This window comes from Methanococcoides sp. AM1 (assembly GCF_900774055.1).
GTDB lineage: Archaea > Halobacteriota > Methanosarcinia > Methanosarcinales > Methanosarcinaceae > Methanococcoides.
The window spans coordinates 509,151-533,285 of record NZ_CAAGSW010000001.1 but is presented as its reverse complement, the minus strand read 5'-3'; the positions used below and the strand labels follow the sequence as shown (position 1 = coordinate 533,285).

Here is a 24,135-nt window from a genome sequence, read left to right as displayed (position 1 = left end):
AATATCAAAAAGGGTAGCGCACACAAAATTCCATTTTCATTATCTTCGAGGATATGTCATAGATCCGTTATAATTTTCATGGAGAAAGAAATGAACCGGAAAGAAAGGTCAAAGATACTCATCATCGACAACGAGGATGGCAGTGTCGAGCTTCTTGAATCCATTCTTATCTCTGAATATGACATTCTCAGATCATATTCCGGAAACGAAGGGCTTCAAAAAGCTATTGATGATGAACCTGACCTGATCCTGCTTGATAACATGATAACAGACCTTGCTGCTCATGAGATATGCAGGACCCTGAAGAGCAATGAAAGGACAAAGCTCATACCAATAGTCATTATCACGACTCCCGATGAAAAGGATGAAAAGATAAAAAGCCTTGAAGAAGGAGCTGATGACTTCGTTAACAAACCGGTCAGTTATATGGAGATCACTACACGTGTGAAGGCGTTGTTAAAGATCAAACATTTACAGGATGAAGTTATCGAAGAACGGAATCAGGCCTCCCAGTACCTTGATGTTGTCGGTTCTATTATAATGATAGTTGATAAAGATTCAAGTATCGCTTTTGCCAATAAGAAAGCTTGTAATGTGCTGGGATGGGAGAAAGAGGACATTATAGGAAAAAGCCTGAACGGTTTCTTCCCGGAAGATACAAAAGATATCCAGGAAAAAGAAATATTCCAGATACTTGAAGGTAAAAGAGAACTACCTGAATTCCACGAATTGCCTTTGCTGACCAGAAACAGCGATGGAACAACAGAAAAAAGGCTGATACTCTGGCATGATGTGATCTTAAAAGATGAAGACGGGGAGATCATCGGTATTATCCGGTCAGGTGAGGACAACACCGAAAGAACGAACATGGAAGAAGAGCTCACAAAAGCAAATGAGAAACTTCGTCTTTCCCATAAGATGAAGGATGAGTTCCTGGCAAACATCAACCACGAACTTCGAACCCCTCTGATATCGATAAAGGGATTTAGTGAACTTCTACACAATGAGCGCCTGGGCGACTTGAACGAACATCAAAAGAAGACCATGAAAACTGTTGTCCATAACTCAGAACGTCTTCGACATTTGATAGAATCACTGTTCTATGTCAGCGACATGCAAAATGAGACCATAAAGTACACATTTAGTCTCATAGACCTCAAAGAAATGCTGGAAAGCATAACTGCCGGAATGCTCCCTAACATAGAGCATAAAGGTATTGAATTCAAAAAAGAGATAGCTGAAACATTGCCAATAGTGAAAGGCAACAGCAAATATATCGAATCTGTACTAATACACCTGCTTGATAATGCAATAAAATTCACTCCTGCAGGAGAAACGGTATCGTTGTCGGCTTCAGAAGAAAATGGAATTGTGCATATCATTGTACGAGATGCAGGACCGGGAATTCCAAACGATATCCTTTCCCAGTTTTGTACCGACATTCCGGAAGATACAAGTGAAAGTGACATCTGTTGCACTAACCGGGACTACGGCCTGATCATCTGTAAGAAGATCATAAGCGCACACAAAGGCGATATAGGCATCGATAGTAAAACAGGTAATGGAACTGAGATCCGTGTCCGGTTGCCATCGTTTGAAAATGAGAAAACTATTAGTGAATAAGGCAAGGTCCACGATCATAGGACCTAAACTCGAATAACAAATACCTGCATATCACTTCACTTTTTTATTTTCTAACCTTTTATTCTTTATTCTTTTTTTGCGCCCATGTCAGAAGGTCCAGAAGATCGATCACCGGAATTTCGCTAAATGGTGCCATATTGGTACGGCATAATGGACAACACGTTACAATGTAGTCCACGCCTTCAGGAACTTCTGCAACTCTTTTCTCTGTCAGCGCTTTTGAGAGTTCAGGGTAACCTTTGCGAACTCCTCCCCCGCCGCCACAGCATCTGGCATTCTCCCTGGATGTCCTCATTTCCCTGAGCTCACAGACAGCGTTTATCAATTTTCTTGGGCCATCAAATACCCTGTTTGCCCTTCCGAGGTGGCATGGATCATGATATGTTACAGTTATATCAAGCCTGTCAAGTTCCAATTTATCCAAATTTTCTGCCAGGAATTCTGTTATATGAACAACCTTGAACCTGTCAGGGTAGTCATTTTTGAGAGTATTGTAGCAGCCTGCACAGCTGGCTATTATGGTATTGGCACCCACCTCTTCCATCTGCCTGACATTATGGCTGATCAACTCACCTGCATCAGACCCTGTTCTCAGGAGCGGGGACCCGCAGCAGACCTCATCAGGAAGCACCGTCACATCAAGGTCCTTTATCAGGTCATATGTCCTAAGTACGGTTTCCTGATATCGGTAAGATCCAAGGCAACCAACAAAATAAACGTTCTCAGCGTGTTCCGGCACATCGCGTTGCTCCATTAGCCACCCAAGCCTGGAACTGACCTCATTCATCGGGTTACCTGTGGAAAGCGTGTTCTCACGCAGATCCCTCTGGGTATTTGTCTCTTTGCCCATTTCTACAATTTGATGCCTTATGTTTTCAAAGACATCAGGTGGCATTGCTCCTGCAGGACACATCTCTTCACATATGCCACATGTCGTGCAGGTATTGATGCTATCAATAATGCTCTCATCAAGGTCCATCCCCTCAGAGATCCCTTTTGCGATCATCATGCGACCTCTGGTGCTGAAAGACTCCCATCCGAGCTCTTCAAATATCGGACATACCGAACGGCACGTTCCGCAACGCACGCATTTGAGTATTGACCTTAACTGCTCATCTTCCATGATCACAACCCCATTTTTCCCGGATTCAATATTCCATGGGGATCAAGCGCCTTCTTGATCTGTCGCATCACATACATCGAAGTCGGGTGTTCCAGTTCCATATAGCCTGCACGTGCCTTTCCTACACCATGTTCAGCACTTACAGTACCGCCTACATCGATAACATGCCTGTATATCCTGTCAGCCACAGTATTGACCTGCTCCATTGCATTTTCATCCAGCATATCGATGGTCATTCCTGTGTGAAGGTTGCCGTCACCAATATGCCCATAGGTCATTATCGGGATCTCGAACTCCTCTGATAATGAGCGAACATATTCCAGCATTCCGGGAAGCTCCTTTATGGGGACCCCTATATCCTCTCCGACATAGACACGGGTTCGTTTCGGATCGATCCTGGATATGGCAGCACCCACAAGCCTGCGCGCATTCCAGAGACGGGCACTTTCATCTGCAGTTGAAGCGACCTTTATTGCAGAAGCTAATTCAGAACAAACCTTCCCAACAGTATCTGCCTCTTCCTTCACAGCGTTCTCCATTCCGTCCACCTCTATCAACAGGATAGCTCCTGCATCAGGAAGCTCCACAGTGGGATCATATCTGCGGACAGTCTCTATTGCAGTGCTGTCAAGGATCTCACATGCAGAAGGAATAATTCCTGCTGAAAGTATCTTTACAACTGTTTTGCCGGCAAGGGCCGTATTGTCAAAAGAAGCCAGTATAACACTGCGTGCCCTGGGAAGAGGATGCATTCTGAGCACTGCCTGAGTAATGATTCCAAGTGTCCCTTCCGAACCGATCATAAGGTCGGTCAGATCATACCCGGATGCGGTCTTGAGCGTCCTTGAACCTGTCCTTACTATATTCCCGTCTGCCATAACGACCTCAAGATCAAGCACATAGTTCCTTGTTGTACCGTATTTTACGGAACGCATCCCGCTTCCGTTGTTCGCCATCAGCCCGCCAATTGTGCACATGGCAGTACTTCCGGGATCCGGCGGAAAGAAAAACCCATAGGGAGAAAGTGCCTGATTCAGTTTCTCATGCACAACTCCCGGCTCCACGGTCACCTGAAGATTATCAATGTCAATTTCAACAATGCGGTCCATTGACGACATGTCAAGTACAATACCGCCATTTACGGGAACAGCGCCTCCGCAGAGACCGGACCCTGCACCTCTTGCCACCACAGGCAGGCCAAGCTCACCCGCCAGCCTGACAACAGATGCGACCTGTTCGGAATTATGAGGTCTGACAACTGCATCAGGACGTCCTTTTGTCTGAGAAGCGTCAAAAGAATAACAATAAAGCTCTGAGGACCTTGTTGAGACATTTTTCTCCCCAACAATAGCTTCCAGCTGTTTCTTTAACATTAACATAACCTGTAACCTTTTTCAAAATAAACGTTTGGGTATTTCGGATAAGATCGGTAGAAAAGATTTACATCTACCTTAAGCATATTAGGGAAACATGACATCATATTTTGAGGTAGAACAGCGGGATGGTGCTGCCCGTATTGGAAAAATTCTCCTTTCAACACCTATCAGGACACCGCACATAATTGATACGGCATCACTCAAAGACCCAGCAGGTCCTTTTGCAGATGCCGGGTCCATGTGGGACCTTTCTGCAGAAGAGGCTATGGAAAATATCCGGAAGATACGCGAGCTTTCCGGTGATGATGCGATCCTCATTTTGCCGCACCAGGACCTCACCCCCGATGTGCCGGATGATGTGGCAGAGACAATTGCAAAGAAGATCGAGATGGAAGCTACCGGTCCGGTAGGGCGCATTTATCGACATGGCCAGGATGTAAAGAAAGCAGACCTTTACATTATGGAAGGAGCAGGTTCCTTCCAGGGCAATGCCAGGAAGTTCATGCAAAGGATTATTGAGATCCGGGAAAAAATAGCACCTGATACTGCCCTCTATATCCCGAACTTATGCACACCTGCAAATGCTGCTATGCTAATCTACCTTGGTATCGATATTGTGGACAACACCCGCGCCACTGTGGCCGGGTACAATGATATTTACCTTACCACATCAGGAAGTTACTTTGTCGACTCTATGGCCGAACTTCCATGCAGGTGTGACGCCTGTGCTCCCATAACACTGGAAGAACTCAGGGAAATGCCAAAAGCAAAGCGTGCTGAGATTTTAACAAGGCACAACTGCAACATGCTTGAAGCAGAGGTAGCCCTGGCAAGAGAAAGGGTGCGCGCAGGAAACCTGCGTGAATACGTGGAAGGACAGTGTCGTGTAGAGCCCTGGCTTGCAGGACTCCTGAGACTTTTCGATACCCAGTATGGTTACATGGAAGAGCATGCACCTATTGCACGCTCCAACCAATTGCTTGCAACAACCTCCGAATCAATGACAAGACCTGAGGTCGTTCGATTTGCCAGAAGGATACAGGAAAGATATACCCCTCCTGAAACCGATATTCTGGTCCTGTTGCCCTGCTCTGCCAAAAAACCATATTCGATCTCGAACTCACATAGCAAGTTCATAAGATCACTGGGAAAGAACCGCAGATACGTCCATGAAGTAATAATCACATCTCCACTCGGAGTTGTACCAAGGGAACTCGAACTTACCTATCCTGCATCCCATTATGATACCGTTGTTACCGGGTACTGGGATGCTGAAGAGATAAAATGGGTATCATCATGTCTCTCTGAGTATCTTTCAAAGAACAAATATTCACATATCGTAGCTCATGTGGAAGAAGCATACAAGGAGATCTGTGAGATCGTTTCAAAGGAGCTTGGAATTGAGATCATCTATACAAGCTCGGGCAATGTGACCTCCTACGAGTCCCTTGACAACCTCAAGAACACCGTATCCGGTATCGTTGCAGAAGGAGAATTTGGACAGAACAAACCAAGAAGTGACCTGATGCGCGCTATTGCAGACTACCAGTTCGGTCCGGGTGCAGGAGAGTTGCTTGTTCCTGACAGATCAAAGATAAAGGCACCATTCCCAAAACATCAGGTGTTCATAGACAAGAAACAGATAGCTACACTGATACCACAATATGGTATAATAGCACTCACTATCGATGGTACCCGTCTGCTTGCCGCATCAGATGATTATGAAGGCTACACTGTAACTATCGATGATTTCCTCCCAAGAGGCTCTTTGCTTGCACCAGGTGTTATTGATGCTGATGAGAGGATCCGGACCGGTGACGAGGTCCTTGTCAAAGGAAGTAAAGCTATCGGAGTAGGGCGTGCCATGATGAACGGAAAAGAAATGGTTGCCTCCACAAGAGGTATAGCTGTTGATCTGCGTCACATAAAAAAAGCTGATAAAGATAAGGATAAGGATTGATCTTCAAGATCCTTTTCTTCTTTTTTTTCAATATTCTTTTTAAGAAAAAGGGCATTATATTCCCTGATGATCATCAGACAGTTTGAACCCTATGATTTTGAAGATGTTCTGAACATTGAAATGGAATCTTTCACAGAACACAATCCTTTTGTCTATATGAATTTCTATGAAATGAATACAGAAGGGTTCTTTGTCGCTTCCATGAACAACAGGATCGTGGGTTTTGTCATGGGATATCGATCTGCCGTTAATGAAGGCCGTATCTTTTCGCTGGCAGTTAAAGAAGAGTATAAAGGAAGGGGGATCGGAAGCCAGCTTATGCAAACCATACTGAACGCGTTCCAGCAGCAGGGATTAAAGACCGCTACCCTTGAAGTAAGAGCCAGCAATCACATAGCTAAAAAACTATATCAGGACCTGGGATTCATAGCATGCTGGGTTGAACAGAGATACTATTCAGACGGAGAGAATGGTATTATAATGAAGAAGCAACTTTCCCCTCTATGCTGGACCAATAGCATCCAAGCTAGCCTTTAAGGATTTGTTTTACACCAGAAATATATCAGGTCGCTCGACATCATTTAATTGTTGCTACCGGAAACATTCCTGTTGGTACGTTTTGCAAATTCCTGCATTCTGGCGGAAGTCCTGCCAATACCCGAAAGCTCATCTTCTGACATTAATGATGCAAGATGATTACCAAGTACGAATATAGCATGTTTGTGCTCTGCCTTACTTCGATGGATGTGCACAGGGCTTATGGCAAGCGACTGGTACTCAGAAAAGTCATAATCAATGTCCTGAGTTTCCATATGCTTCTTTATTTGAGCCAGCAATGTATGCAATTGAATCAATTCATCTTTGTGCATGGTTTTTATCCATATTCATTTTTTATACGACAGCACGGTGTAAGCGGGCTGCAATATAATAAACTAAAAACTCAAATAAAACCATTTTTCGCGGCAATGTTTTGCCTTATCATAGTATAAATGTTTTTCGATTTAATTTTTATGAATAATAATGCACAATAGAGGGGAAAAAGAAAAAAGAGAAGTAAAAGGGGTTAAACCCCCTTAAAAGATCAGAAATCTGATGCTGTTAGAACATTGACGGTCGCAGGACTCTTAGCAATGTTACCTTTCTTTACACCAATAAGGTTCTCAATACCTTTGTCTGATGCGATATCAAGAATGCGCTGTGTAACTACACCATCAAAAACAACTGTCTTGATGCTATCACTGGTCTCTTTGAGAGTGTTGACAAGATCGCGAACTGCGGTCTCCTCAATGACCTTATCCTTTGAATCCAGAAGCCTGGCTCCAAGAGTACCGAGAAGTGCATCGGAATGAGGTTTGAACCTGCGAGCCTGTGGTGATATCTGAGCTGGTCTGACCTGTTTAGCTGGCTTAACCTGCCTTGCCGGTTTTACCTGTTTAGGCTCTTCCTCAGCACTGTCTGCCTTTTTCTCCAGTTTCTGCGCACCTGCAGATGGCCTTGAAAGCTCACCTTTAACTCTTTCCTTGCGTTTTGGCAAACGCGCGATCCTTCCTGTTTTAGCTGGCTTTTCTTCTTTGACCGGCTTGGACTCTCCCTTTATGCTGTAGCTTTCAAGAGCCTGCTCCACAGGGATCTTCTGCCTCAGAGAACGTACGATCTCCCTCTGTACAAGGTCTTCCACGCTCTTTCCATCAGGAGCACGTGCAATATAATCAATATCTGCAACCTGCAAAAGCTCTTTAATTATGAGCTTTCCTCCACGGTCACCATCTGTGAATGCAGTTACTGTCTTCTTCTTTGTGAGTTCAGCAACTTCAGGAGGAACATTGGTCCCACCAACACAAATAGTATTCTTGATACCATATCTCAAGAGGTTCAGGACATCTGCTCTGCCCTCGACGACCACAATGGCATCTGAATCAAGCACATTAGGACCACATGGGATCTTGTTCTTACCATAGTACTGCATCTCTTCGATACGTACTGACTGGCGAACTTCATCTGCGATCTCCTGTGACTCAGGAAGGTTCTCATCGAACATGTCTGTAAGTATGTATTTTGCGCGGTCGATGATCTGTTTCCTCTTGGTAGCACGGACATCTTCGACCTGTGTCACCTCGATCTTTGCAGTGCATGGGCCAACCCTGTCGATGGTCTCAAGGGATGCTGCAAGTATTGATGTTTCAACTCTGTCAAGGCTGGATGGTATGAAGATATTGCCTTTGGTCTTGCCGCCTTTTGCAGCAACTGAGACCTCGATCCTACCAATTCGTCCTGTTTTCTGCAGGTCGCGCAGGTCAAGGTCTGAACCCAGCAGACCCTCGGTCTGACCAAAGATCGCCCCGACTATATCCGGGCGTTCGATTATCCCATCAGCATTGATCTTTGAATGAATGATATATTTAGTTGTATCAGTATTTTGCATATGTAAGTCTCCATTTGTGTGTGGTATATTGCCTTAATAGACAGTACCCGAACGTAAACAGAACAGCAAAACAGAATCATTCGGACATAACACAAATATAGGATCTCAGAGATCAAGGAAAGAACTATCCATCGGCTATCTGGTATCCTGACCATTAGGATGCTTATTTCTTAAACAATCCCAATAAGGAAATCCTTCTTTGTTCAAACTAACACGTAATGCATCAACTATCCGGATAGTCCACAGACCTGACCGCTTAACGGTTGGCAAAGAATCCACATTATCAGTATGTAGCTATGCCATGGCCTTATTTGTGAACGTTCCGGCATTTATTTACCTTGAACCGTTTGAACGGTTATGGAACAATATGATACTAGATCTAAGATGCCGGTTGGTTCATTTCCAATAAGATATGAATGAAACCTAGTCCTTTAGATAACTCCCTATGTTTGTATTATGTGATGTGGTACAACTATTTTCCCAATAGAGTAACCATGATATGATTCAGATTATATTTTGATGATCTGCTTACCACCATTGGATAAAGCACCCAATGGGATTTTTGATAAACCAATTAAATTTTACTTATGACGTGATCTTGCTTCGATCACAATAGGCTAATTAGTTCTTACAGTTTAATAACCTTGTGGTTTTCAACTTTTAGGAATATCTCCGCAACACGATTATAATAAAACAGTATAAATTGTTCTCATAACAAATAAAGTTTATATTTAAAAACAATGTCTTTGTCTTATATTTCCAGGAAATGAAATGCAAAGAGAGAACTTAACATTACATAGAACTTAACAATCGGATATGCCAACACATATATATATTATAATAATGTAGCAGCAAGTAGACGAGCGGGACACATTATTTTTTGCTACAATAACCCCCCACTCCCCAAACTCGCTCGTCGATTAACTTCATCTTTTTCTATACATTCCTAACATCATTTTTACATTGTTTATTCTATACGTTGCTTGTTCTATACATTTTTAAAATTACTAATGTTAGTTTAGGTTCTGTACAAAAATCTATTAACCAGGCTGTCGAACTTATCTTATGAAAGATATTACAAAATATGATGTTGCCATTCTCGGCGGAGGAGCCACCGGAATGTCAACAGCCACTCATGTGAGACGATGCCGTGATCTTTCTGTTATTGTTATTTCAAAGGACAGTCATGTATCCTACAGCGAATGTGGAATACCTTTCAAGCTTTCCGGCAAGGTACAGGATTTTGATTCCCTCATCTTAAGAACCCCGGATTTCTTTGACAAAATGGGGATCGATATCCTGCTGGAAACAGAAGCAAAAGAAATAGACCTTAACGAAAAGAAAATTAAACTGGAGGACAGGGATATCGGTTTTGACAAACTGGTCATCGCCACCGGTGGAACCCATCGTATACCCTCTCATCTGCATGTTTTCCTCGAAATGGATGGCGTATTCACCCTGCAAACGTTATCTGATGGAATGAAAATCGAAAATGCACTCATTTCTGCTGAGAATGTTGTTGTCATCGGCGCTGGTGCCATTGGAGTGGAAACCGCTGCAGGGACTGCAAAGCGTGGCATACCTACAAAACTTATCAATCGAAGTTCCTCGATACTTTCGCGACTGATCGATACTGACATGTCGGAGATAGTTAAAGACTACCTTACCTCCATAGGGGTCGGTCTTATCACAGGAGAGGTCCCGGAAAGCATTGAAGGGAAGAGCAAAGCTAAATATGTGGTCCTCTCAAAACAAAAGGTTCCCGCAGATGTAGTTATTATTAGTACCGGGATAGTTCCTGACATAGAAATTGCAAAGAAGGCAGGCATTTCCATTGGGGAAAAAGGTGGTCTGGCAGTCAATGATAAACTGCAAGTACGGATCGATGATCAATACTCAACTGATGTCTTTGCCGGAGGAGATTGCTGCGAAGTTACCGAATTTGTCACAGGAAAGAAAAACATGATCCAACTGGCGCCTGTGGCAAGACGTATGGCTACCGTAATAGCAGACAACATCTGTGGTAAAAGAACATCATTAGGACCTGTTCTGGGACCCAGTGTTTATGTTGCAGGAGATCTCCTGATCGGTTCTGTGGGACTGACTTCTGGAAAAGCAGAAACAGAGGACATCGGTTTAGTAACAGGCTATGCCAAAGGAGTTACTCATGCGACCTTCTATCCGGGCAGCAGTGATATACACATCAAACTTATTTTCAGGGAAGAATATCTTGTGGGTGCACAGGTCATAGCCAAAGAAGGAGTAAAGGAACGGATCGACAGCCTTGCTTTCATGATAAAGAAAAAGGCCACAGTAGATGAAATGCTCACAATGGAAACCTGCTATGCACCACCAGTTGCCACTGTTGTAGATCCTCTTTTCTATGCCGTAAAGGATGCTTACAGGAAAATGAGGAACATTAATGAGAAAAAGTAATGAGAAAAATTAAATGAGGAATTGGCAATGATCCATATCGACGGATCCTATGGTGAAGGCGGCGGCCAGATACTAAGGACTTCAGTGGCACTTTCAGCGGTAACAGGGAAAGCAGTGCGCATCACTGACATACGCAGCAATCGTCCAAAACCAGGTCTATCCGCCCAGCATGTAAAGGCAATAGAAACAGCTGCCATTATCTGTAGTGCTACTGTAGAAGGAAATAAAATTGGTTCTACTACTGTCACTTTTTCTCCACAGGAAGTGAAGGGGGGTTACTATAATATTGATATTGGCACCGCCGGCAGCATAGGCCTTCTGCTTCAATGCATCATGCCTGCTGCAATGTATTCTGATATTGAACTGAACATTATCGGAGGGACAGACGTTTCGTGGGCTCCAAGCATTGATTACCTTGAGAAGGTAACACTAAAAGCACTTTCGAAGATGGGGTACAAATGTAAGATAGATACTCGCAAAAGAGGATACTATCCCCGTGGTGGCGGAGTTGTTCATGCAACTATAAGTCCATCAGAACCGGAACCCTATGAATTTACAGAAGAAACCGGGAATATACTTGGAATATCTCACTGCTCGAACCTTCCTGAACATGTTGCAAAGCGTCAGGCAGATTCTGCAAAAGATATTATTGGAAAAGCCGGATATGAATGCTACATCCTCACCGAATGTGCCGAATACCCATCCACAGGAAGTGGAATTACATTATACTGTGGAATGAAAGGAGCATATGTTCCGGGAAAAAGAGGATTTCCTGCTGAAAAGGTCGGTGCTCAGGCAGCCGCGGAACTTCTGGATGAGATATCAAGCCGCTCTTCTGTAGATGTACATCTTGCGGACCAGCTTATACCCTATATGGGACTCGCAAAAGGCGGTTCATTCACAGTTAGAGAGATATCATCTCATACAGCAACGAACATATGGGTTACAGAACAGTTCCTTGATGTAAAGTTCAAGATACAAAAAAAGGATAATATGATGGAAATATCAGCGATATGAACAAATTTGTTCACTCTTCAATTTCCACAATGGTCAGATATTCAGGCGGTACAGATTCGGTCAGAACGATGTCAACGTTAACAGCCATGAACTCTATGCCGTCATTTTGTGCCTCATCCGCATCGATCTCAAGTACAACCGGATTCTCTGTGTGAACTGATGCTGATTCCGTAGCCTTTTCAGGAGTTGTGCTAAGATGCACGTATGTCTGCCTGAGAGGTGCAATGCCGGCATCAAGAAGCATGTCAACTTCTTCCTGGCTGACACCGTAATACAGGTAAGGCAATTCATTCTCAGGATAATCCAGTTTCACATCTACAGAATGACCATATCTTGCCCTTATTCCGGAACCTGTTATCTCATACCTGTTCTTAACGTCAGATTCTACAAGTGATATAAGGCGCTCCCTGCTTGCCCACCTGTAGCGACGCTCCATGAGATCACAAAGCAGGTCCATGTCGACCCAGCCCTGCTTATCCATTGTAAGACCTACATCATCCGGGAAATGTCTCAAGGCACCTGAAACGAACCTACCAAGGCGTTCTTCACGTTCGTCATCCAGTACATACCTGCCACTTTTGCCGCAATCCGGACAAACTTCGCCTCTGAAGTATCCATGCTCTTTACATTTTCGAATCATGCTATCTAATTGCAGATGCATTTAATAGTTAATATAACTTTATCCATGATCCCGTTCACAGGAAGCCGGATATAAACATGATTCCAGAAGATAATGTAAGATAACTACAACGTATCTTTCGTTAGGATTATATCATATCGGACCAAACTTAACCGGAGTTCATGCTATTGCAAAATAGAGGACGAACAAATTGCTTTACATATCACATATATTCTAAACAGTTCTGGAAACCCATGTTCCAGAACTTATTTACAGGTGTCATCAATGGACGATATAACTGAGATCTACAATAAGCTTGGAGGCATTATCAGCGAAGATGATTTTCGAAAGAAGGTCGATGAAAAGGTCGATCAGATGAGCGGCCTTTGTGATACTAAGACAGCGGCAATGCTTGTTGCCCATGACCTTGGTGTCACAGATACCGCAAAAGAAGTTATCAAAATAAAGGATATAACCCCTGAGATCGGTAATGTAAACTTCGTTGCAAAGATTGTCTCAGTATTTGATGTACGTGAGTTTAACAGGAATGACGGCACCACCGGAAGGGTCGGTAATATTATGGTAGCTGATGAGACCGGTTCCATCAGGCTGACACTATGGGATGAACGTGCTGAGCTTATCAAGAACGGAAGCGTGGAGATAGGCGAATGTATGGAGATCAGTGGCTATGCAAAAGATGGATATTCCGGTACTGAGATCAACATCGGAAAGTATGGTGTGATCAATAAGACTGACCAGAACATTGAGGTTAGGATGGACTCACAGAAGATATCTGAGATAAAAGATGGCATGGGTGACATCAACGTCTCCGGAAAGTTGCTTGACATTTCGGATGTCAGGACGTTCCAGAAGAAAGACGGCAGTCAGGGACGTGTTTCTAACATACTTATTGGTGACGAGACCGGAAAGATACGTGTGACACTATGGGATGAAAAGGTCGATTCTGCCAGTGCCCTGAACCTGGATGATGCTGTTGAGATCATAAACGGATATGCCAAGACCAACAACTTCAGCCAGCAGGTCGAGATCCAGATCGGAAATAATAGCGTCCTCAGGAAAACAGATGCCAGTGTCGAATACAAAGAAAGCTTCACCCCAATAGCTGACATAATACCCGGGGAATCCTATTCTATCGAGGGCTCAGTTTCAGGTCTTGGAGAGCTCAGGGAATTTGACAGGGATGACGGAACAACTAACATGGTCTCAAATATTTACGTTTCAGATGAAACAGGACGTATCCGCATAGCATTGTGGGGAGATCATGCACTTCTTGTGGACGAACTGGACATTGATACCCCTATCAAGATCATTGATGCATACTCAAAATCAGGGTTCAACGATGAAATAGAACTAAGTGCAGGAAACCGAACAAGGATCAACATATTGTAACCACAATCACCTATATATGCTATTAAGTCAGAATATTCTTTGTGTAGTGTGGGAACACAAATAATAGCATAGGAGGGTGATATCTTATGGTCATTGGGACCAAATGGGATGTCGAGGCTGATGGACCTGCAGATCGGTTCCTCAAAGACATTGTCGTGCGTGAGATCATGACACCGGAAGTTCTTGTCCTTGACATTGCCAGTACAGCTCTTAAAGTCGCTCAGACAATGAAGAAGAGGAACGTAGGTAGCCTCATTGTCTCGAAAGATGGCAACCCTGTAGGTATTATAACTGAAAGGGATATTGTTCACAAGGTCATGGCAAAGGATGTCAAACCCAGCACCATACTTGTTGAAGGGATAATGTCATCCCCTATTATAACAGTAAACCCGGCGACAGATGTTATCAAAGCATCTGAGATCATGGTCAAATCCGGGATTCGCAGGCTTGCAATTACCGATGATGAAAAGATCATTGGTATTATCACAGATCGGGATATCCTGACAGTGGCTCCGGGTCTGAATACTATTCTTGAAGACCTGATAGAGATAAACCGGGAGCAGGATATTTCCACAACAACTGAATTTGGAAGGGGGATCTGCCAGAGATGTGATTCGTATGTGGATAGCCTTAGCACTGTTAACGGTCTCATGTTATGTGAAGACTGTAAAGAAGACGAAGGTTACTACGACTGATCTACCTTTGAAAGATCGTATGAACGGGGGTTCGTATGAAAATCAATGAAATTATGTCAAAAGATGCCATGTGCATAAAAGAGCATGATAACATCACCCATGCACGTCAGCTAATGAGAGACCACTACCTCAGGGGGCTCCCTGTAATAGATGAGGAACAAAAAGTAGTTGGTATCCTTAAGGATCAGGACGTTCTCAATATCAAATCCACAAGATCCAATGTAACGGTTGAAGGATACATGCACGATTGTCCGTTGATAACTCCGGAAACAGATATTGTTGATGCTGCAAAACATCTTCTCGATTCGGAAGTAAACCGATGTCCTGTCATCGTTTCCACTGAAGACAGGACTATAGCCGGAATCCTAAGCAATTCAGACATACTTGCAAACATTGGAAATGACAGGAAACTGGATTCAGCTGTGGCTGACATCATGACCACAGACGTGATAACCTGCACACCAAAGGAAAGTCTCACAAAGGTCTGGCCTGTTTTGCTCGAATCGAACTTTTCCGGTCTGCCTGTGGTCTCTGACAAAAGTGAGGTCATTGGAATGGTAACACGGATGGACATAATACGTTCCGGATTTGTCAGGACAGCTCTGAACGATACACATGGAACTCAACCAAAGGACACTACAATAGTTGAAAAGATAATGTCCACTCCTGTTTATGCCGTATCTGCTGACACATCAGTAAAGGAATGTCTGGAGAAGATGCTCCATTACGATGTTGGCAGAATAACGGTTCTTGATAATGATCGGATCGTAGGTATCGTGGATCGCACTGATATCTTACGAGCGTTTGTAATGGGAACTGATCCTGTTCAATAATGGAGGAAATTCCATCTAAAATTTATAAAGTAGTTAACTCCGGGTCTGTATCTAAATCCCAGAGATAATTCCGGGTAATCTAAAGATCACTCCCAAACCCGTATCGCCAATCGAACATCAATAAAAAGAACAAAAATATGGAGGATTAAATGAAACTTGAAGCACATAGCCCTATAAAGAACAGGGTTCAAAAAAAGGATCATGTGTTGATCACCACTTCCGGTACAATGGATCGTGGAGCTTTTGATTTTCATACAAGGATCTCAGAGCATGAAGGAGATATTATGTCAGTGGCAACCCGGGAAGTTATCACATCCCCACCTACAACAAGGATCATCGATGCCATAAGAATAATGACTAAAAAGAACTTCAGGCATATCCCCCTTACTGATGCTGGTACAAATCGGATCGAGGGCATCGTTACCTCTTTTGATGTTATCGATTTCCTTGGAGGAGGAGATAAAAGCCAACTTGTTGAAAAAAAGTATAAGGGCAATCTCCTTGCAGCCATCAATTCAAATGTAAGCACAATAATGCAGCATGATGTAACAACGATACGCAGTGATGGGAACATCAAGGAAGCTTTTGACCTTATGCTCAAAAACAATATCGGAAGCCTTCCTATCGTAGATAATGACAATCATGTACATGCCATCTGCACAGAGAAGGATTTCCTGATATTTACAGCTGGAATAGTTACCAACAAACCCATCAGCGAATACATGAGCAAAAGAGTTGAGAAAGCCCCTGCAGACATGACCATAAGTGATGCTGCAAAGATAATGGTAATGAATCGTTTCCGCAGGCTTCCTGTGGTCAAAGGAGATATTCTAATTGGTGTTGTCAATGCATCTTCCATAATGCACTTCCTGGGAAACGGGGAAGCATTTGAAAAGCTCACCACCGGTAACATCCATGAAGCAATGGATACTCCCATCAGCTCACTGATATCAAAGGATGTTGTCTGGGTATCATCAGATGCTGATCTTGGGAAAGCAAGTGAGCTTATGATCAAAAATGGTGTTGGGGCACTACCTGTAATTGACAACGGAAAACTCTGCGGTATAATCACAGAAAGGGATATACTTAGAGCAATGGCCGAATGAGAATCCACAAGGATAACAAAAGAACAAGGAGGATGAGATATGAAAGTATCAGACATTATGACATCACCTGTCCATGTAATGGGACCGGATGAGCCTGTATCACATGCAAGGAACCTTATGCTCAGACACAAGATAAGCACTATCGTTATTGTAGATAGTGACGAGATGGTGGGTATAGTAACGAAGTCCGATCTGGGAAGACGCCTTGCACAGGCAGAACCAATGTGGAGAAGACGACCTATCGACAAGGTACCTGTGAAAATGATAATGACGGAAGAACCTGTCACGATCTACCCTGAAGCATCTGTTTCCCAAGCTACGGCAATGATGATCGATAATGATATCAATAATGTCCCTGTGGTCAACAACGGAAAACTTCTTGGAATTGTTACAAGAGTTGATGTAGTACGCCGCATGTCAGAACTTCCCAGCGAGAAGAAAGTTGGTGAAATAATGACACTTGATCCTGTATTTGTACACAGGCATCACACTGTCAATCATGTGGTCGATGAAATGGAAAGCAACAAGGTCAGCAAACTTATTGTTACCGATGATTCCGGTGAAGCTGTGGGAATAATAACCACGCGGGAACTTGCACTTCACGTTCTGGCAAATAATGAGGGAGAGCTCCCATCCAAGAGCATCAAGATGGCAAGAAAGCCAAAATCAGGTGGCGAAAAGGTATACAGATATGTGAAAGCCGTGCCTCTTGTTGCGGAGGATATAATGGCCAGCATCGCAAAAATACTGGATGTTACTGATCCGATCATGGAAGCTGCAAAGGTCATGATCGATAAGAACGTCACAGGCATACCCATTGCTGAGAACGATGAGATCGTTGGTATTGTCAGCAGAACAGATGTGATGAAGGCAGCCTGATAAAAGGTGTAGCAAGAAAGTATAGACTAAGAACATGAGTTAAAGAGGTGACAGACATGCAAGTAAAAGACATAATGGTACAACCAACATCAATTGACAAATCAGACACGATCTCACATGCACTTGATGTGATGGAGAAGAAAAGTACACGTCGCCTGTTAGTGACACATGATAATGATCTTGTCGGTGTTCTCACCATGCGAAGGCTTACCGAAGAACTGGGGACACGAAAGAAAGGTGCAAAACCAGCTTCTTCACTTCATGTTGCTACTGCTGTATCAGACAACTATGTGAAGGTCCTGCCTGATATGGACCTCAATGATGCGGTCGTATTGATGGCTAAAAACAGTGGCGTTATCATAGTAAGCGACAGTGAGAACGTTCTTGGGTGGGTCACGCCTGCTGAACTGCTTCAAAATGTAACATTCGACGGGTATGCTGCCGAGGTTATGAACAGTAACCCGATAACTATTCATCCCGGAGACAGGGTAAGCCATGTTAGGCATCAGATGCTTGATGAGGATGTTGGAAGGTTCCCTGTTATTGAGGACGATAAGCTTGTGGGAATCGTTACAGAGAAGGATATTGCAAAGTCAATGCGTGCTTTCAGGGATGTGGTTTCAGGAAACAAGCAGGATTCCCGTATCAAGAACCTCATTGTAGAGGATATCATGAAGAGGGGAGTAAAGACCGTACAGACCAACACTCCGGTATCAGAAGTAAAAGAGATGATGCTTGAGGAGAACATTGGTGGTGTGCCTGTTATAAACCTCGAAGGATATATGGTCGGGCTCATCACAAGAAGGACGCTTGTGAACTCTATTGCAAAGTGAAAACTATGCAATCCAGTGATGCTGGTAAAGATATTGAACTGGACGTAGAGGGTGTGGCAGAGTATCTTGGCATACCCATTTCCAGGCTTCAGAGACTGCTCGATAAGCGTGAGCTTTTGCAGAACTGGGGAGAATACCAGCATCTTTTTCGTTTTGAAACCACTTTTTCACAGATCGAAAGTGGAACTGTTGTCTAGCAAAGGGATGGCTGTTTTGAGCTGATCAAGGGTTTTCCGAAGATAAAGCGGGCCATGCTGCTTGAACCTGCTATCAATTCTCATTTTTCCGATATTGCTACTGTTTGCGTGGAAGAGAAAATGAATGGCTTTAATGTACGGGCCATATCTCTTGACGGGAAAATAACCGCCATCACACGCGGCGGATATATCTGCCCCTATTCCACAGAAAAAGCAAGGTACCTGCTGAATATTAATTTTTTTAATGACCACCCGGACCTGGTCCTTCACGGGGAAATGGTCGGACCCGATAACCCTTATGTGCCCAAGAACATATACGATATCGATTCCCTTGACTTCTATGTCTTCGATATAAGGCATAAGGGCAGTGGTGAGCCTCTCCCTGTAAATGAAAGAAGGAAGATGGCAGAAGAATATGGTTTCACACAGGTCAGGCTTTTTGGGGAATTTACAAAAAAAGAGGCTCCTGAGAAGATACATACCATTATCAAAGAACTCGGGAAGATCGAACATGAAGGCGTTGTTATCAAAGACCCCGCTATGAATATCCCGCCCATAAAATACACCTGTTCACAGAGCAATTGTGCAGATCTGCGACATGCGTTCAGATTTTATAATGATGTGGGTCGTGACTATCTTTTTTCAAGGGTGGTGCGGGAAGGCTTCCAGGCCTTTGAATGGGGAGAAAACGAAGAAGATCTCAAAAAGCGCTGCCTTCAGCTTGGTGAGAGCATACTTAATCCAATGATAGACTCCATTACTGAGATAGAAAAAGGTGAAAGAGTGTCTGACGAAGTGCAGATACGTGTTAGAAGTCTTGATACTCTTTCAGAATTCAAGGAATACCTCCGGCGACAGGGAATAGAAACAATGTTCGAGGAACCGGAAAAGATTGGTGATGAATTCCTTGTGAAGATGAAAAAGCTTAGCAAGAGTACTAATGATAAAACCCTGTCCATGTTCAAAGGGGAACTCTGGTGATGTCAAAAAAGCATATATGACAAAAGGTATTTCTGTACACTAAAAGTGTGATCATATATGACAAAAATAACTATTATCGGAAGCGAAAAAAGCGGCAAAACCACCCTTGCTTCAAAACTTGGGAAAAAAGGAACCACAGCGGACATTACGATGTACGATTTTTCCAAGAACGACAAGGTCCTGACGACCATAGATGCGGTCGGTTATCCAACTTCCATCAAACCTATGGTGACCGCCTTTAATCTTTCGGACATTGTCCTTTTGTGCGTACCTCCTGAAGGTCTTGATGCACATACAGGCGAATGTATCATTGCACTTGATCTCCTAGGATACAAGCATGGCATCATCGTCCTTACAAAAGCAGATACAAGTTACCCCTTTGCTTTAGATGAGCTGAAGGAAAAACTTAAAAAGGTCACAGCAGGAACCTCTCTTGAGAACTGGGAATACATCTCAATTTCCACAACTTCATTCGAAGGAATGGAAGAATTAAAAGAGATGATATTTGATATGGGGGATGTAGTTGCAAAGGAGCAGGAGGAACTCAATGACCTGCCAACACGTGTTGTTATCGACCAGTCCTTCAATGTAACAGGTATCGGTTGTGTGGTGCTTGGAATTGTGATGCAGGGCACCCTGAAAGCAAAGGACAAACTGGTGGCATTCCCAACAGACAAAACGATAGAAGTACGCTCGATACAGATGCATGATGTAGATACAAAGAGCGCTCCTGCAGGTGCCCGGGTCGGACTTGCACTCAAGAACGTACAGTCAAAGGATATAGAGAGAGGTTTCATACTCTCGGAAAAGGAAGATGTTACTGAAGACCTGACACTCAAATGTAAGTTCTCACCATTCTCAAAAGGCTTTACGATCGGAGATGTCCCACATATCTTTGTCGGACTTCAGTCATCCCCGATGAGAGTCGAAAAGATAGAAAAGGATGACGAGGAAGTTGAGAGAACAACAACCGACGGCGAATGCATTGTAACACTATTAGGATCAAAGTTACTGGCTTACAATGAATCAGACAGGTTTACCATTTGCAATCTGGATGATAAACAGAGATTCGCGGGATATGGTTACAAGGCTTAAAGCCTGATATCCCACATTTTTATATTTTATTTCCTTGGCATTAATGGTTTGAAACCATCAAGATTTGCAGGGCGTTCAACAGCTTTGGTCAGGGAAGTACATGAGGGACTGTCGAGAAGTTCCGGGCGGTCCACAGGAGCAAAAATAGCATCATTTCCGGCATATTCCCTGTATCCGACGGAAGCCTCCTCCTTTGGCTTTTTGAAAAGCAGTTCCTCAGATAAAGATAAATCTTCTTCTTTTTTCAGTGCAGATGTTACAGAACCGATATTAAGGCCCTTTTCCCTTGCAAGACCACCTTCGCCTTTGCCCTGAACATACTTGTCGGAAACAATATTACCAAGGCCCAGACTGTTAGCGAGGCTTTCCAGCTTCACAAAATTCTCTTTGACCCAGCCAATCTCCGAGTGCTTATGGTAACCTACCTCAAAACCAAGCTCAAAGGCCTTCTTTTCAACTTCTTCCCTTTTCATTTCAGCAAGGGTAGGTTTGTCCTTATTCTTTTTGAACAGATCCATTTCCACACTACCATTATTCAAGGTAGGAAGATACTTTAAGTCCCTTCTCAGTAAACTCAAGCTGCATCATATTACAATCATGTTTTGTTCCACGCATCTTTATTATCTGCAATGCACGGGTCATCTTCTTGCCATAAAGGAAGTTATGAAGGAACATTACTCCATGTGATGCGAACTGTTCTGTTGAATATGCACTTGGGTCTGTCATCTCAGAAAGGAGGATAGTAGTGCATCCAAGCTGCTTCAGATTCCTGATGAACCTGCCCATCTCTTTTTCTTCTGAAATGCGGTCCTTTGTGGAAAAACGGATAGCAGATACAGAGTCTATAACAAGCCGTTTTACATTGTATTCCTGAACATAAGCAGCTATCTCTTTGAACACCATTGCCGGAGAAGGAGCTTCACCTTCGACCGATGCGTGGCTTACATCATAATCCGAACTTATGACTTCATGGAGATCATCCATATACCCGTATTCCATCCTGGGACCAAGATCTGCAAAAAGAAGCTTCTTCATCTTTATCAAAGTTGCCACATTCAACGAATAATTGGACATGTCATTGATGATGTTCTGGGGACTTTCAAGAAGGCTAACGTAGAGACCAACTTCCCCAAAAGTAGCCCCCTGCGCAAGGAACTGCATGCCAAAAGTGGTTTTCCCGCTTCCAGGGGGACCACTTAAAAGATAAACGCGTTCCGGAACAAGTCCACCCTGAACAAGTTCATCGAAACCTTCAATTCCAGATTGTATCCTCATATTAGACCTCTCATTAATAGCAAACCATGAATCTTTTAGATATATTTGTATGGAGATATATTTTAAGTCATCGATGAAAATTATAGTTATTATTTATAGATTATAAAAATAGAACAGTTAAAGTTAAGTGAAATCCTGATAAACATAAATAGGCACTAAAAATACAACAACTGTTTATCAGACAAATATAGTTTTAATCTTTAAAAGTCTGAACAAATATAGTCCAAATCGAACAAGTGATAAAAATGATCAACATAGCAATTCCAAAAGGCAGTTTAGAAGAGCAGACATTATTATTGTTCAAGCAGGCAGACCTTGAGATAAAAAAGACATCCAGGGAATATAACCCAAAGATCAATGATCCAAGGATAGAAAAGATAAAGATCCTGCGCCCACAGGAAATCCCAAAATATATTGAGGAAGGCTATTTTGACCTCGGTATCTCCGGACGTGACTGGGTGGTAGAATCAAGTTCAGATGTTGTAGAGGTTGCTGATATGCCTTACAGCAAGCAGGGTGCCGGTATTGTCAAGATCGTTATTGCTGTTCCACAGGACAGCGATATCCAGAGTGCCAAAGATATCAGGCCCGGAAGCAGGGTCACAACCGAGTACCCAAATATTACGAAGAAGTTCTTCGATGATCTTGGAATTCCGGTCGAACTTCACTTTTCATACGGTGCGACCGAAGCAAAGGTTCCTGACCTTATGGATGTCGTGGTCGACCTGACAGAAACGGGATCCACTCTACGCAAGAACGGACTTAAGATCGTGGACGTTATGCTGGAATCTTCTTCAAAGCTCATAGCTAACAAGGAAAGCTGGGAAGATCCTGCCAAAAGAAAAGAGATAGAAGAGATCAAAACCCTGCTTCTGGCGGTTATCGAAGCACGTGGGAAAGTGCTCATTGATATGAACGTACCTGCTGATAAGCTGGACTCTGTGATCGAGGCACTTCCGTCACTCAAAAGACCAACTGTTTCCCAACTTTACAATTCCGACTACTATGCCGTAGAATCTGTTGTGAACAAGAATGAAGTGAACATCCTGATCCCAAAACTCAAGGACCTCGGTGCTGAGGACATTCTTGAACTTGATATTTCAAAGATCGTTCACTAAAACGAACAATAATGAGAAAGGAAGAAAGCAGCCAATTCAAAATAAAACGGAAAGATGTAATATGGTCAGTGAAACTATTCACCATATTTACGATACTGGCCTTTGTATTCAGTATATCTGTTTACGTAGTTGCTTTCTTCTTTTCACACCCTGAATCGGTAAGTTCTGTCCTGATCTCGAGAGCACAAGCGGCTACTTCAGAAGTTGATGTCGTCAACGAAGCAATTATTTCAACCTCAGATGCCGCTACTTCAAAAGTGGATTTTGGTGCCAGATATATCGGTCCGCTATATTCTGTTTTTTTCTTCAACATAATAGCAATATTCGTCACATCTATCGGTGCCGGAGCCATAACATACAGTCACAGAATCGTTTTCAAAGAATTGTTATTGCGCTCAAAATACCCCTTCTATTCCAGGATCTCCTGTAATATGGAAAAATTATCTTCACCCTTTTTTTCATTTGTACAGAAGGTCGCCTTGCACATTTATCCTGATATAAATAAAAAGGATCGGGATGAGATAAATGATAGCTCAAATTCTATCTGGAAACATTGCGGTTACACCGGCGAGGATTACAGGGCGATCGCATCAGTGCTCCCACTCATATTTCCTGTGTTGACATTGTTCCTGAATGCTCTTATAGCAGGAACGGTTCTCGCATTTTTCCTGTTCAATGGAATACTCTGGGGAAATCAAACAATAGGATTTGCTGGTATTCTTATAGGAGCTGATTTTGCCTTCATATATTACCTTGCTTCAATACTTCCTCATGGAATAATTGAACTGCCGGCAATTTTCATAGCAACATCTATTGCATACAGATTTACAAGAGTTTACTCAGAAGAGATCATAAAAGGCCGTTTATTCGAAGCTGAAAAAGAAGAGGATCTAAAAGAAGACATTAGAAGGATAGAGAATATCACAGAAGCTTACCTGAGATCCCGATACCTGTTGAAAATATTCTCATTTACGATCTTTATGCTCCTTGTTGCTGCATATATAGAAATACAATTTACACCGAAAATAGCAGGACATGTAATCAACCTGATGCATCTGTTGATCAGCAGTATCCCGGTATGATCTTTTGTTTTGTGTTTTCAGCACCCTGAATTAT

At 43.1% G+C, this 24,135-nt stretch carries 23 protein-coding genes; 16 read left to right on the top strand and 7 right to left on the bottom strand.

Annotated elements, in window-relative coordinates:
* Positions 1–90: 90 nt before the first annotated feature.
* Positions 91–1,623, top strand: a complete 1,533-nt coding sequence (locus tag E7X57_RS02635) for an ATP-binding protein (protein ID WP_167880864.1) — start codon at positions 91–93, stop codon at positions 1,621–1,623.
* 79 nt (positions 1,624–1,702) lie between these two features.
* On the opposite strand, the gene E7X57_RS02630 is transcribed toward E7X57_RS02635, so the two are convergent.
* A complete protein-coding gene (locus E7X57_RS02630) occupies positions 1,703–2,767 on the bottom strand; it encodes a (Fe-S)-binding protein (protein ID WP_135610234.1) in 1,065 nt (354 codons plus the stop codon).
* 2 nt (positions 2,768–2,769) lie between these two features.
* Positions 2,770–4,140, bottom strand: coding sequence for an FAD-binding oxidoreductase (locus tag E7X57_RS02625; protein ID WP_135610232.1), 1,371 nt, complete (start codon positions 4,138–4,140; stop codon positions 2,770–2,772).
* 97 nt (positions 4,141–4,237) lie between these two features.
* Here E7X57_RS02625 and arcS point away from each other — a divergent pair, with 97 nt between their 5' ends.
* Both arcS and rimI read left to right on the top strand, forming a co-directional pair.
* Positions 4,238–6,103, top strand: a complete 1,866-nt coding sequence (gene arcS / locus E7X57_RS02620; RefSeq protein ID WP_135610230.1) for an archaeosine synthase subunit alpha — start codon at positions 4,238–4,240, stop codon at positions 6,101–6,103.
* A gap of 66 nt (positions 6,104–6,169) precedes the next feature.
* On the top strand, positions 6,170–6,640 hold the full coding sequence (gene rimI, locus E7X57_RS02615) for a ribosomal protein S18-alanine N-acetyltransferase (protein ID WP_135610228.1): 471 nt from the start codon (positions 6,170–6,172) through the stop codon (positions 6,638–6,640).
* Between the two features lie 44 nt (positions 6,641–6,684).
* On the opposite strand, the gene E7X57_RS02610 is transcribed toward rimI, so the two are convergent.
* Together E7X57_RS02610 and dnaG are read right to left on the bottom strand one after the other, a co-directional pair.
* Positions 6,685–6,972: a UPF0058 family protein gene (locus E7X57_RS02610; protein ID WP_135610226.1), complete on the bottom strand. Its 288-nt coding sequence runs from the start codon at positions 6,970–6,972 to the stop codon at positions 6,685–6,687.
* 212 nt (positions 6,973–7,184) lie between these two features.
* Positions 7,185–8,525, bottom strand: coding sequence for a DNA primase DnaG (gene dnaG / locus E7X57_RS02605; protein WP_135610224.1), 1,341 nt, complete (start codon positions 8,523–8,525; stop codon positions 7,185–7,187).
* A 1,065-nt stretch (positions 8,526–9,590) separates the two neighbouring features.
* On the opposite strand from dnaG, the gene E7X57_RS02600 reads away from it, so the two are divergent.
* Complete coding sequence (locus tag E7X57_RS02600) at positions 9,591–10,961, top strand: FAD-dependent oxidoreductase (RefSeq protein ID WP_135610222.1); 1,371 nt, start codon at positions 9,591–9,593, stop codon at positions 10,959–10,961.
* A gap of 27 nt (positions 10,962–10,988) precedes the next feature.
* Positions 10,989–11,978 carry an RNA 3'-terminal phosphate cyclase gene (gene rtcA, locus E7X57_RS02595; RefSeq protein WP_135610220.1) on the top strand — a complete coding sequence of 330 codons (990 nt, stop codon included), beginning with the start codon at positions 10,989–10,991 and terminating at the stop codon, positions 11,976–11,978.
* A 10-nt stretch (positions 11,979–11,988) separates the two neighbouring features.
* Here rtcA and E7X57_RS02590 read toward each other — a convergent pair whose 3' ends face one another.
* On the bottom strand, positions 11,989–12,618 hold the full coding sequence (locus E7X57_RS02590; RefSeq protein ID WP_135610218.1) for an RNA 2'-phosphotransferase: 630 nt from the start codon (positions 12,616–12,618) through the stop codon (positions 11,989–11,991).
* Positions 12,619–12,882: 264 nt separating this feature from the next.
* Here E7X57_RS02590 and E7X57_RS02585 point away from each other — a divergent pair, with 264 nt between their 5' ends.
* The 9 genes from E7X57_RS02585 (at position 12,883) to E7X57_RS02550 (ending at position 20,626) form a co-directional block, all read left to right on the top strand.
* Positions 12,883–14,007, top strand: a complete 1,125-nt coding sequence (locus E7X57_RS02585) for an OB-fold nucleic acid binding domain-containing protein (RefSeq protein ID WP_135610215.1) — start codon at positions 12,883–12,885, stop codon at positions 14,005–14,007.
* A gap of 86 nt (positions 14,008–14,093) precedes the next feature.
* A complete protein-coding gene (locus tag E7X57_RS02580) occupies positions 14,094–14,702 on the top strand; it encodes a cyclic nucleotide-binding/CBS domain-containing protein (RefSeq protein WP_135610213.1) in 609 nt (202 codons plus the stop codon).
* Between the two features lie 35 nt (positions 14,703–14,737).
* Positions 14,738–15,535 (top strand): CBS domain-containing protein, encoded by a 798-nt coding sequence (locus E7X57_RS02575; RefSeq protein ID WP_135610211.1) that lies wholly within the window; start codon positions 14,738–14,740, stop codon positions 15,533–15,535.
* A gap of 149 nt (positions 15,536–15,684) precedes the next feature.
* Positions 15,685–16,641, top strand: a complete 957-nt coding sequence (locus E7X57_RS02570) for a CBS domain-containing protein (RefSeq protein WP_135610209.1) — start codon at positions 15,685–15,687, stop codon at positions 16,639–16,641.
* Positions 16,642–16,680: 39 nt separating this feature from the next.
* Complete coding sequence (locus tag E7X57_RS02565) at positions 16,681–17,520, top strand: CBS domain-containing protein (RefSeq protein WP_135610207.1); 840 nt, start codon at positions 16,681–16,683, stop codon at positions 17,518–17,520.
* Between the two features lie 56 nt (positions 17,521–17,576).
* The gene (locus E7X57_RS02560) at positions 17,577–18,353 is read left to right on the top strand and encodes a CBS domain-containing protein (RefSeq protein ID WP_210409019.1); all 777 of its coding nucleotides are present in this window, start codon (positions 17,577–17,579) and stop codon (positions 18,351–18,353) included.
* A gap of 5 nt (positions 18,354–18,358) precedes the next feature.
* Entirely contained in the window at positions 18,359–18,550 is a 192-nt protein-coding gene (locus tag E7X57_RS12920; protein ID WP_371413145.1) for a hypothetical protein, read from the top strand.
* 21 nt (positions 18,551–18,571) lie between these two features.
* Positions 18,572–19,531, top strand: a complete 960-nt coding sequence (locus E7X57_RS02555) for an RNA ligase (protein WP_371413148.1) — start codon at positions 18,572–18,574, stop codon at positions 19,529–19,531.
* A 57-nt stretch (positions 19,532–19,588) separates the two neighbouring features.
* Complete coding sequence (locus E7X57_RS02550) at positions 19,589–20,626, top strand: EF-Tu/IF-2/RF-3 family GTPase (RefSeq protein ID WP_135610203.1); 1,038 nt, start codon at positions 19,589–19,591, stop codon at positions 20,624–20,626.
* 26 nt (positions 20,627–20,652) lie between these two features.
* On the opposite strand, the gene E7X57_RS02545 is transcribed toward E7X57_RS02550, so the two are convergent.
* Both E7X57_RS02545 and E7X57_RS02540 read right to left on the bottom strand, forming a co-directional pair.
* A complete protein-coding gene (locus E7X57_RS02545) occupies positions 20,653–21,144 on the bottom strand; it encodes a hypothetical protein (protein WP_135610201.1) in 492 nt (163 codons plus the stop codon).
* Positions 21,145–21,157: 13 nt separating this feature from the next.
* The gene (locus E7X57_RS02540; protein WP_135610199.1) at positions 21,158–21,901 is read right to left on the bottom strand and encodes an ATPase domain-containing protein; all 744 of its coding nucleotides are present in this window, start codon (positions 21,899–21,901) and stop codon (positions 21,158–21,160) included.
* Positions 21,902–22,146: 245 nt separating this feature from the next.
* Between E7X57_RS02540 and hisG the strand changes: the two genes are divergently transcribed.
* A complete protein-coding gene (hisG, locus tag E7X57_RS02535) occupies positions 22,147–23,019 on the top strand; it encodes an ATP phosphoribosyltransferase (RefSeq protein WP_135610197.1) in 873 nt (290 codons plus the stop codon).
* 68 nt (positions 23,020–23,087) lie between these two features.
* Positions 23,088–24,101 (top strand): stage II sporulation protein M, encoded by a 1,014-nt coding sequence (locus E7X57_RS02530; protein ID WP_167880863.1) that lies wholly within the window; start codon positions 23,088–23,090, stop codon positions 24,099–24,101.
* Positions 24,102–24,135: the final 34 nt, after the last annotated feature.

Bases quoted from the DNA above. Each gene is read 5' to 3' on its own strand.
- E7X57_RS02585 (WP_135610215.1), top strand. From the start codon at position 12,883: ATGGACGATATAACTGAGATCTACAATAAGCTTGGAGGCATTATCAGC.
- E7X57_RS02635 (WP_167880864.1), top strand. From the start codon at position 91: ATGAACCGGAAAGAAAGGTCAAAGATACTCATCATCGACAACGAGGAT.
- rtcA (WP_135610220.1), top strand. From the start codon at position 10,989: ATGATCCATATCGACGGATCCTATGGTGAAGGCGGCGGCCAGATACTA.
- E7X57_RS02575 (WP_135610211.1), top strand. From the start codon at position 14,738: ATGAAAATCAATGAAATTATGTCAAAAGATGCCATGTGCATAAAAGAG.
- E7X57_RS02545 (WP_135610201.1), bottom strand. From the start codon at position 21,144: ATGGATCTGTTCAAAAAGAATAAGGACAAACCTACCCTTGCTGAAATG.
- E7X57_RS02570 (WP_135610209.1), top strand. From the start codon at position 15,685: ATGAAACTTGAAGCACATAGCCCTATAAAGAACAGGGTTCAAAAAAAG.
- E7X57_RS12920 (WP_371413145.1), top strand. From the start codon at position 18,359: ATGCAATCCAGTGATGCTGGTAAAGATATTGAACTGGACGTAGAGGGT.
- dnaG (WP_135610224.1), bottom strand. From the start codon at position 8,525: ATGCAAAATACTGATACAACTAAATATATCATTCATTCAAAGATCAAT.
- E7X57_RS02540 (WP_135610199.1), bottom strand. From the start codon at position 21,901: ATGAGGATACAATCTGGAATTGAAGGTTTCGATGAACTTGTTCAGGGT.
- hisG (WP_135610197.1), top strand. From the start codon at position 22,147: ATGATCAACATAGCAATTCCAAAAGGCAGTTTAGAAGAGCAGACATTA.
- E7X57_RS02565 (WP_135610207.1), top strand. From the start codon at position 16,681: ATGAAAGTATCAGACATTATGACATCACCTGTCCATGTAATGGGACCG.
- E7X57_RS02630 (WP_135610234.1), bottom strand. From the start codon at position 2,767: ATGGAAGATGAGCAGTTAAGGTCAATACTCAAATGCGTGCGTTGCGGA.
- arcS (WP_135610230.1), top strand. From the start codon at position 4,238: ATGACATCATATTTTGAGGTAGAACAGCGGGATGGTGCTGCCCGTATT.
- E7X57_RS02580 (WP_135610213.1), top strand. From the start codon at position 14,094: ATGGTCATTGGGACCAAATGGGATGTCGAGGCTGATGGACCTGCAGAT.
- E7X57_RS02560 (WP_210409019.1), top strand. From the start codon at position 17,577: ATGCAAGTAAAAGACATAATGGTACAACCAACATCAATTGACAAATCA.
- rimI (WP_135610228.1), top strand. From the start codon at position 6,170: ATGATCATCAGACAGTTTGAACCCTATGATTTTGAAGATGTTCTGAAC.
- E7X57_RS02550 (WP_135610203.1), top strand. From the start codon at position 19,589: ATGACAAAAATAACTATTATCGGAAGCGAAAAAAGCGGCAAAACCACC.
- E7X57_RS02590 (WP_135610218.1), bottom strand. From the start codon at position 12,618: ATGATTCGAAAATGTAAAGAGCATGGATACTTCAGAGGCGAAGTTTGT.
- E7X57_RS02600 (WP_135610222.1), top strand. From the start codon at position 9,591: ATGAAAGATATTACAAAATATGATGTTGCCATTCTCGGCGGAGGAGCC.
- E7X57_RS02610 (WP_135610226.1), bottom strand. From the start codon at position 6,972: ATGCACAAAGATGAATTGATTCAATTGCATACATTGCTGGCTCAAATA.
- E7X57_RS02625 (WP_135610232.1), bottom strand. From the start codon at position 4,140: ATGTTAAAGAAACAGCTGGAAGCTATTGTTGGGGAGAAAAATGTCTCA.